Genomic DNA, 773 nt, shown 5'->3' with positions numbered 1-773 from the left:
TTTAGCTTAATAACGCGGTTTGCAAAATTTTTCTCTCGAGCATGAGCTTCAATAGTTCCACTTGGTAAGTTGACAATACGATTGGCCCAGTTTAGTAAATCCAAACTTATTTCTCTACGCTGTAACTGAACTTCTTTCGTGAGCACCTTAATAGGCACCCATTTTTTATAGTTCAAATTTTGATATACATTATATACTTTTTCCGCAATATCATCTGCTACAATTTGCATCTTTTCATAAGGCTGATAACTAGGGCCACTTTTTGACCTATCAGTTCCACTGACATCACCACTTGTGCCATTAGACATTATTCCCACAAAAGCTGGCAATGCTCCATAATCTGCTTCGAGACGATCTTTAATCTTGTCTGCAAATACCGCAAAGTAGTCGGCCGAAACCTCATTCGGAGGCACACCTCCTATATAGTGCAGTGCATAGTTTGCCAAAAGCGCAATTGGACGATTTCCTTTCTGTGCTCGTACCGAAATAAAAGACACATCTGGATCCGTGGGACCAGCGGGTTCTTTTTTATTGTTATTACTTATTCCTGGGCTCATCAAAACCTGATCATACTCACCGAAAGGATTAATTACCTTTTCCTTCATGATCCATCTTCGATTGAATACATGTTGAGGAGCTTTTGCAATTCCCCACGCAATTTCTGCTTCTTCTAAATTATTCACTGCATCCCTTACAGAGTTGACTATCCCTTCAATTAGTGTAATGCCATACTCATTAAAAGGCTGAGAGTAACCTGACGGTTGCGTCTTGGA

At 40.0% G+C, this 773-nt stretch carries 1 protein-coding gene; it reads right to left on the bottom strand.

Features of this window, described 5'->3' with window-relative positions:
• Nucleotides 1–773: hypothetical protein (locus G5B00_RS17880; RefSeq protein ID WP_205966477.1), on the bottom strand; the 773-nt coding region annotated here is incomplete at both ends.

This window comes from Parapedobacter sp. SGR-10, from assembly GCF_011030405.1.
Lineage (GTDB): Bacteria > Bacteroidota > Bacteroidia > Sphingobacteriales > Sphingobacteriaceae > Sphingobacterium.
Note: the sequence above shows the minus strand (reverse complement) of the source record. Positions and strands in the feature narration are given on the sequence as shown.